9 protein-coding genes are annotated in these 8138 nt (G+C 40.7%); 7 read left to right on the forward strand and 2 right to left on the reverse strand.

Annotated features, from left to right (window positions below):
• The first annotated feature begins 128 nt into the window (after positions 1-128).
• On the forward strand, positions 129-1163 hold the full coding sequence (locus F6K52_RS27740) for a Gfo/Idh/MocA family oxidoreductase (RefSeq protein ID WP_293086036.1): 1035 nt from the start codon (positions 129-131) through the stop codon (positions 1161-1163).
• Between the two features lie 221 nt (positions 1164-1384).
• Here F6K52_RS27740 and F6K52_RS27745 read toward each other — a convergent pair whose 3' ends face one another.
• A complete protein-coding gene (locus tag F6K52_RS27745) occupies positions 1385-2185 on the reverse strand; it encodes a class I SAM-dependent methyltransferase (RefSeq protein ID WP_293086039.1) in 801 nt (266 codons plus the stop codon).
• Positions 2186-2324: 139 nt separating this feature from the next.
• Between F6K52_RS27745 and F6K52_RS27750 the strand changes: the two genes are divergently transcribed.
• Together F6K52_RS27750 and F6K52_RS27755 are read left to right on the forward strand one after the other, a co-directional pair.
• Positions 2325-2492, forward strand: coding sequence for a hypothetical protein (locus tag F6K52_RS27750; protein ID WP_158069663.1), 168 nt, complete (start codon positions 2325-2327; stop codon positions 2490-2492).
• 291 nt (positions 2493-2783) lie between these two features.
• On the forward strand, positions 2784-2987 hold the full coding sequence (locus F6K52_RS27755) for a hypothetical protein (RefSeq protein WP_364420031.1): 204 nt from the start codon (positions 2784-2786) through the stop codon (positions 2985-2987).
• Here the strand turns inward: F6K52_RS27755 and F6K52_RS27760 are convergent.
• Positions 2976-4034, reverse strand: a complete 1059-nt coding sequence (locus F6K52_RS27760; RefSeq protein ID WP_293086045.1) for a GDSL-type esterase/lipase family protein — start codon at positions 4032-4034, stop codon at positions 2976-2978. The genes F6K52_RS27755 and F6K52_RS27760 overlap by 12 nt on opposite strands.
• Before the next feature lie 601 nt (positions 4035-4635).
• On the opposite strand from F6K52_RS27760, the gene F6K52_RS27765 reads away from it, so the two are divergent.
• From F6K52_RS27765 to F6K52_RS27780, 4 genes are all read left to right on the forward strand, one after another.
• On the forward strand, positions 4636-5121 hold the full coding sequence (locus F6K52_RS27765) for a GNAT family N-acetyltransferase (protein ID WP_293086048.1): 486 nt from the start codon (positions 4636-4638) through the stop codon (positions 5119-5121).
• A gap of 72 nt (positions 5122-5193) precedes the next feature.
• Positions 5194-6330: an SRPBCC family protein gene (locus tag F6K52_RS27770; protein ID WP_293086051.1), complete on the forward strand. Its 1137-nt coding sequence runs from the start codon at positions 5194-5196 to the stop codon at positions 6328-6330.
• Between the two features lie 148 nt (positions 6331-6478).
• Positions 6479-7357 (forward strand): phytanoyl-CoA dioxygenase family protein, encoded by an 879-nt coding sequence (locus tag F6K52_RS27775; RefSeq protein WP_293086054.1) that lies wholly within the window; start codon positions 6479-6481, stop codon positions 7355-7357.
• Between the two features lie 47 nt (positions 7358-7404).
• Positions 7405-7605, forward strand: a complete 201-nt coding sequence (locus F6K52_RS27780; protein ID WP_293086057.1) for a TauD/TfdA family dioxygenase — start codon at positions 7405-7407, stop codon at positions 7603-7605.
• Positions 7606-8138: the final 533 nt, after the last annotated feature.

Raw genomic sequence — 8138 nt, forward strand, 5'->3', positions numbered from 1 at the left:
TCTTGCCTCTTGCCTCTTGCCTCTTGCCTCTTGCCTCTTGCCTCTTGCCTCTTGCCTCTTGCCTCTTGCCTTTCCTTAAGGGAGTATGTTCACAATCACCCTTAACCCTTAATCCTTGATAATTCCTTGTGACAAAGAGTATTACTGATCTCCCCATTAAAGCTGGTATTGTTGGTACTGGGTTTGCGGCTAAGCTCCGAGCGCAGACATTGCAAGCGGATTCGCGATCGCATTTAGTGGCGGTCTGTGGTCATACCCCTGCCAAAACTCAAGTGTTTGCTGAAACCCATGGCACGACAGTGGTGGATTCTTGGCAGCAATTGGTAGAACACCCGGAGCTTGATCTAGTATTTATTAGCACGATTAATCGGGATCATGGCACAATTGCCCGTGCTGCCCTTAATGCTGGGAAACATGTTGTCACTGAATATCCCCTTTCCCTTGACCCCAAAGAAGCCGAATCCTTGATTACCCTTGCAAAAGCTAAAGGCAAGCTCCTCCATGTAGAACATATTGAGCTTTTAGGGGGCTTGCATCAAGCCTTGCGCCAATCTTTGCCTCAAATTGGTCAACCAGTTTATGCCCGTTACGTAACTATTGCGCCGAAACACCCTGCACCTAGGGGCTGGACATTCAATATGGAACTCTTTGGCTTTCCCTTCATTGGTGCTCTTTCTCGCATTCACCGCTTTACAGACTTGTTTGGTGAGGTCGCTTCTGTGTATTGTCAATCCCAGTTTTGGGATGCTGGTGATCAGTACTTTACTGCTTGTTTATGTAATGCCCAACTGCGCTTTACTAGTGGTCTAATCGCAGATATTACCTATGGTAAAGGGGAAATGTTCAGGCAGAGGTTACGGAATTTTGAAGTCCATGGAGACCAAGGCACACTGCTGTTTGAGGGAGACCAAGGTAATCTGATTAAGGGAGAGGAAATCAAACCAATTGAAGTAGCAGGGCGACGGGGTTTGTTTCTTAAAGATACCGCTATGGTAATTGACCATCTAGTTAAAGGAACACCCCTGTATGTCTCGACCGTAGCTAGTTGCTATACTCTCAAGGTCGCAGATGCATTACGTCAGTCCGCAGCTACAGGTAATGCGATCGCTCTTAGCGGAAGCTTAGCTTCATCGCGTAGCGTGACCAAAGGTCAATCGCTTTAACTTAGTGGTAAGCATTCAGCTATCAGGCTATATAAGTCACAGCGTCGTTCGCACAGCGTGGCCATTCGCGTAGCGTGGCCTAAAGGCCAAGGCCAAAGCCTGTGCCACAGTACTTGAGGTGCTTTTGAATCAAGTAAGCTGACGGCACCTCAAGTAGCGTGAGCTTTTAGCTCACGGCTGACGGCTGTTCGCGCAGCACGCACGTAGCGCATATGCTTAGATTATTCAACACCTTTATTTTCAAGATAAAGATCCTGATCAGACCATAATCTTTCATTACGTTTTATAACCCTCTCTAGGAGGTCATGCTTTGGGCTGTATTTGTTATCTGGATAGCTTGCCAACCCAATAAATCGTTTTCCTTTATTACTTAGACCATTGACTCCCCATTCTGTGAGAATCAGTTCATGGTTCAGATCAAGTTCACTAAGATGCTGAATAAGGTTGTCAATATCGTATCGGTAAGTTGTAAATTTAACTTCAAAATGTGTTTTTTCTGAATCGTTATATCTCCAGAGAAGAATGTCCTTGTCACCTTCTATAGATTTCTTCCATTGGTAGCCATCAATAACAATTGATTCTGGTAACCAGTCCACTACTAGTGAGTTTTTTACATCAATCCAATCGGTAGATTTAGAAGTATACAAAAAAGCGTTATGGTCAATAACAATTAAACCGTCTTGTTTTAAGTGATTTTTAGCATTTTTTAACGCTTCAAGTCTATCTCTGTCGGTCTTTAAGTGCTTTAATACGGATAACGCGAAAACTATTAAGTCATATTTTTTGTTCATTTTAAATGAACACATATCTGTATTAATAAACTCAATTTTGGCGTTGTTAACGTTATTTAATTTAAAATATTTTTCTCCTTTATCTATCAGTTCATCACTTAAATCAATACCAGTAATTTCTTTCGCTTCTTTCATAAAGATTGGGAACAACCGACCCATTCCACAACCTAGCTCTAATATAGATTGTGGCTTCACTATTTCAATTAAGTCCTCATAGAGAGAAAAATCCATTTTGAATGAATTCATTATCTCATCATAGAAATAGGCAGATTTATTATATTCTGATTTGCTTAAACTCATGTCGTTTATTGTCTAACTGGTATTGTGCATCACCAAAGATCGTCCATACAGCTGTCCGTTGCTACACCCGATGCATGCAGAGGACAGAGCAGATATAGACTTTTGGCGTAAAGTAAATAGCGATCGCACTCAGGCACTTTGGGTATCAAATCACCGACCGTCTGATCGGGTGATTGATCAAGTCGAAGTTCAGCCTGAAGCTGGGGGGTATAAAGCTGAGGGCTTTAGATTTTCCTAAAAATCTTAGGCTTCATCTAGCGTTACATAATTCAGCTTTTTTTACCTCACCTACTTACTTTCCCAGTATTTCTTACCACAAAATTGACAACGACGTTGTATAAATTACCTAAAGTATACAAATATTAACAAATATTTTAAACTTCATTACAAAATCAGATATGCCATTGGCATAGCATGATATGTTCTGTAACATACATCGAGTCAGGGTTCGTAAGGGCTGATTGGACACGCAGCTTTCCCGCTCTCGGACTACCTAATAGTTAAGTTAGACAAGGAGGACACTTTGGATTTGCATTCTACTCAACCCCACAATGATCATACTTCTGAAGGCATTAGCGATTATGTGGCCGAGCTTCAGTTTCACATGGCACTCCACGCCCGAAAATTAGTTCCTAACCTCACTACAGCAGCAGATAGTCGAGAGCAACTATTGCAGCAAACCCAAGCTAATTTTGAAAAACTGGTTTCCCGACAATCCCGTTCAGAGCGATAAAGCACGAGCTCGATTTGCAGCAATCAACGATTCTGTATACTGTAGCGCCTCTTGCCAAACCTGATAGCCCAGAGGCGTTAAATGAATACCATCGGTTGTCAAGTTGTGCTCCATCTGACCTTTAGTATCAGTAAACAACTTGTGAACATTGAGATAGGCTGCTCCTTCTTGTTGAGCAATCTGAGCAATTTGTTGATTAAGATTACGAATGCGCTGATTAGAAATAGCAGTAGCTCGTGTCGGTAAAATCGACTGGATAATCAGTTGAGCTTGTGGGTGATTTTGCCGCAATTGACGAGTAATCTGGCGCAGGTTGTTGACAATAACTTGATCGGTTTTCCCCTGACGCAAATCATTGATACCTGCCATCACATAAATTGTATCAGGACGAGTCTGGGAAAATGCCGATAATCGACTCAAAATTTGACTGGTATTCTCACCAGAAATGCCTTGATTGAGCCACAGTTGATATTTAGGTAATCCCTGTGCGGGTAACCACAAACTTAGGGAATCTCCCACTACCATAGACAGACGATTGTTACCCTGTCCGTAGGCAACAGCTCTAGCTTCCTGTGCCAGGAGTTGTTTCCATTGCTGATAGGTAGGTTTTGTAAGAGGGACTCCTTTATGATTTAATCCCTTTGCCCAAAACGATGAGAAACTATGGGCAGGTAAGCGAGTATAAAGTTTGCCAGCTCTGAGGGCAGCTAATCGTTGGTAATATAGTTCCGTTCCCGACTTTGGTGAAGGAGTAGCAGGTTGATAGTTGGGTAAACGTTGCTGATACTTTACTTGCTGATACTTTAATAATTTAGTAGGGCTACGTTTCTGCCATTGACTACTAAATTGAGGAGAGGAAGTTTCGACAGTGGTTTCTAGAGTAGGGACAATCTTGTGACTAACCCCAGCCTCCAATGCTTTATTAGCTGTTGAAACTAACAGGCTTGAGAGGCTATCTGAGGGATTGGCAGGTAGGGGTGGTGGTGGCGGAGCAGACATTGCTCCGCCAGTGAGTAGACTTGTTGTTAACAGATATAGATTGCTCATAATGTGCCCACTTTCTTCTCTATACTCTTTTCACATCAAACAATCTAGGAAATCCGGACAACTTCACAGCCCTTGTAACGGTACTTAAACAAGTATGGAAGCAAAACTTTTCAATTTTACCTTAGACCTATCCAAAAAACAAGTTTTGATAAAATAAGAGGATATTATATAATTTTATGAACTTCATTAACCATGAGCTACACTTGGGATTAAATCAAAAAAAATCCTAAACAAGCCAAACAATTACGCTTGATTAAATTATGATCAAATATCTCAACTTATAGAAGAAGCTAAGTTATTATATCGTCAACATCAAGAAAAAATTTACAATCAAAAAGTCCGGCTAATCCTGGGGGAGGTGCTTCAGAAAAATCAATAATTATCAATTTAAGCTGAGGGGGTGACAACCCAGCTACAATCCTTATGGCTGGAAAATTAGAGCAAGTTGTGGTAAAAAAATAACGGTCTCGATTGTTAACAATACCGCGATGTTAAAAAATGTTACATCAAGTTTACCAGACGAATCTTCAAAGTCGATTAAACTCAAAGTCGATTAAACGCTACTAAATTTCTAACCCTTCAAGTGGTATAAGTAGAAATTATGAATTACTCAATTGACATTCGTCCGGTGATACCTGATGATGTACCTATTCTATTCGAGCTAATCATGGCTCTGGCTGATCATGAAAAGCTCTCCCACAAGGTCACTGGGACATGTGAACAACTTCATAAAAGTTTGTTTGGTTCTCATCCTGAGGCCGAGGCAATCCTTGCTTGTGCAGATGGTGTACCGACTGGATTCGCTCTTTACTTCTTCAATTTCTCTATTTATTTGATGAAACCCGGTCTATATTTAGAAGCTCTGTTTGTTTTACCTAACTATCGTCGTCAGGGTGTAGGAAGTAAAATTTTTGACTATTTGGCAAAGATGGCACTTGATAAAGGCTGTGGCCGATTTGAGTGGAGTGTGCTCAATTGTAATGAAAGTGCGATCGCATTCTACAAACAGCAAGGTGCAACCTTTCTCAACGACTGGCGGACTTGTCGCCTTGCTGGTGATGCCTTAGCGGCATTCTCTTCAACTTAAATAGGTTTTTTTCAAGTTTTAATATTTTTGCATGTAACAGTTAATTAAACCTACCTACTGAGGGCAATCAATATGCTATCCCTTGCTCACGAATTTTACTTTTCCGAAGAAATCTTTGCCTTAGAAAAGAAGCATTGTCAATTTAAGGATATTTTTTTAGGACACAGTAGCTTTGTAAACGAATCTCAGAACTATTATGTGTTGCCACACACTAAGGACACAAAGGTTCTCATCCATGATGGAGAGAACATTCAGGTTCTGCCAAACATTTGTAAACATCGTTATGCAACGCTGCTCAAAGACAAAGGAAATTGTCGCAGCATTGTCTGTCCAGTGCATTCCTGGTCATATGATCTCAATGGGAAGATGTTGAGTTCTGCTAATATAGAATGCAATCATGCCCTACACTCTCTAGAACAGGAATCCATCGATAGTTATGATGGTTTTGTGTTTCCTAAAAACGAGTCTGCCTTGAAAAGTGCTCTAGAAACTTCTAAAGCATTTGCAAATATTAACTTCGAGAAGCTAAGGTTCTATGCCCATGATCCCTTCTTCGTTAAGGTAAATTGGAAAAGCTATATGGATACCTTTCTAGATAATTACCACTTAGAAGCCTATCATCCGAACTTTAGAACCTTTTTCGAGTCAAGATGTATTGAATCGATTTTCCGAGATGATTTTAGTGTTCAAGCGATACATCTTAGAGAAAAAATCCAAATAAAAACCTCTGCTCTGGAAGACTATATAGGTTGCTATAACAAATATGTTGGTAAATTTCCAGAAGACTACGGTGCTGTCTGGCTTTGTATTTATCCTAATATTATTATTGAAATTTCTCAGTGCTTTGCCCTAGTTGCCGTTGTTATACCAGAAAGCATCGACACATGCTCAATTCACGAATATCGTCTGGTAGAAGAGCAGTTTTATCAACATAAAGACTTTCTAAATGCATTTGACCAGTATATGTATGAAATAGAATATGAAGACCATGATCTGATGACCAAGATACATCAGGGCAGGAAAGCACTTTACCAACAAGGTCAGCAACACTATGGCCCTTATCATCCTACTAAAGAAGCAGGTCAACAGCAGTTTCATGATTACATCCGTAGGATGATTCCTGTAAGCCTAGATGGAAATATATTAGGCGGTTTGGGAGCATCTAAAAAGACTGTCTCTCCCAGAATGGATGTGGTAAAACCGTCGTGAAAATGAGAGACAATTTATTGGTATTCGCAGAAGTTGTTGGGGAAAGGATAAAGGAAAGCTATAGCGAATATCAATCCAATCCTCATATTCCACCACAACTGATGGAAATCTGATTCAAAAATCTCAATCTCTAAAATAACAGTAGAAAATGGACTCTCAAATGATTGCATCGAAATTTGACACAGATGTACGGAAAACTCATCGCTTAACTCAAGAACAGCTCACTCAATATCACGAAGATGGATATTTTATCGTCCGTGGGTTATTTGATTCAGAGGAGGTTAGCTTAATCCGGGAAGTTTGCGATAACGATCCCAATCTTGCCAATTCTCTCAGGACTGTCATCAACGAAAAGGGTGAACCCTGGCATGCTGCTGTTTGGAATGGTTTAAATGATAGTCTGGTTAGCGTAGTGACTCGATTAACTCGGATTGTCGATACTGCGGAACTTATATTAGGTGAGGAGTGCTATCATTGGCACTCAAAAATTGTTCAAAAGCTGCCATATGATGATACTGTCATAAATTGGCATCAAGGTTACACCTATTGGTATGGCGACGGCTGTCTTTTTCCCAACATTGTAACTTGTACAGTGGCTATCACTGAAAATACTAAAGCCCATGGTTGCTTGCAAGTCATCAAAAAGTCCCATTTAATGGGTCGTATTAAACCTGTGTTGCAAGGTAATGGAGATGTCTGCGATCCAAAGCGTATGGAAAAAGTGATAGAAAGGCTAGAAGTTGTTGATTGCGAAATGGCACCTGGGGATGCTGTATTCTTTCATGCAAACACGATACATGGTTCTCAAGGAAATCACACAGATGATACTCGTATCCTAATGCATTGCCACTATAACGCTGTCTCAAACCAACCTGTTGAGGAAAAAGGTCAAAAATCCCACCCCTACATCCCTCTAGATAAACTTCCTGATTCTGCGATTAAGGATGGTCTTTACAAGTCGGGATTTGAGGATCAGACTGGCGAGTGGAATTGGTATACATCTGACTTTAGAGCTAACTCACAGTAATTTCTTCTTGTACTAGAGTTACAGCGACTAATCTTGATTGATAAAACATGAACCTAGAAATTTATCAGCAAAAATATGAAGCTTACTTTGCTTGGTTTAAATTATTAAATAGTCCTGCCTATCAATACTCTTTTCGTCTAGAGCCGAGAGACTGCATGATAATACAAAACTTCCGAGTGCTTCATGGAAGAAAAGCTTTTGATCGCTCAAGCGCGGAAGCTGAGGCCTTTGGCCACGCTTGGCCGTAGGCCACGCCAAAGGCGAACGCGTTCGCGTAGCGGAGGCCGTAGGCCACAACGCTTCCGGAGCGTAGCGTGACCAAAGGTCAATCCTAATTCAGGTGCAAGGGAATTGAATGTATCCTAAGTAGTCGGAAATATATAAACCAATACAGTTCAGTTAAGGATTTTTTACTGTATCTATGAGGTATAGAAGTCCTATGCTTAGGTTTAATATCTTAAGTTTAAAACTGTTGTCGCGATTGCCTAAAATATTGTTCATGCTTGAAGAGAAGTCGATAGGAAGCAGGTCAAACTTGCCGAACATTTGTACTATGTACCATGAGAGCAAGCTTAAACCCATGAGGGGACTATAGATAATGTACAAATATTGTGCATAAGTGACATGCTCCCCCTATTACCTATTACCCATTACCCATTGGTGACAAGTTAAGCAAAAGAGCAATTTGTCAAGTACTTTCCAGAAATTGCTGTATCCTTTACTAGGTAAACTATTCAGTGCGATCGCTAACCCCAAACTGTGCGATCGCTAACCCCAAACT

Source organism: Moorena sp. SIO3H5, from assembly GCF_010692395.1.
Taxonomy (GTDB): Bacteria; Cyanobacteriota; Cyanobacteriia; order Cyanobacteriales; family Coleofasciculaceae; genus Moorena.

Excerpts from the sequence above, each read along its gene's own strand:
- F6K52_RS27750 (WP_158069663.1), top strand. The coding sequence starts at position 2,325 with ATGCATGCAGAGGACAGAGCAGATATAGACTTTTGGCGTAAAGTAAAT.
- F6K52_RS27770 (WP_293086051.1), top strand. The coding sequence starts at position 5,194 with ATGCTATCCCTTGCTCACGAATTTTACTTTTCCGAAGAAATCTTTGCC.
- F6K52_RS27780 (WP_293086057.1), top strand. The coding sequence starts at position 7,405 with ATGAACCTAGAAATTTATCAGCAAAAATATGAAGCTTACTTTGCTTGG.
- F6K52_RS27765 (WP_293086048.1), top strand. The coding sequence starts at position 4,636 with ATGAATTACTCAATTGACATTCGTCCGGTGATACCTGATGATGTACCT.
- F6K52_RS27745 (WP_293086039.1), bottom strand. The coding sequence starts at position 2,185 with ATGGATTTTTCTCTCTATGAGGACTTAATTGAAATAGTGAAGCCACAA.
- F6K52_RS27775 (WP_293086054.1), top strand. The coding sequence starts at position 6,479 with ATGGACTCTCAAATGATTGCATCGAAATTTGACACAGATGTACGGAAA.
- F6K52_RS27760 (WP_293086045.1), bottom strand. The coding sequence starts at position 4,034 with ATGAGCAATCTATATCTGTTAACAACAAGTCTACTCACTGGCGGAGCA.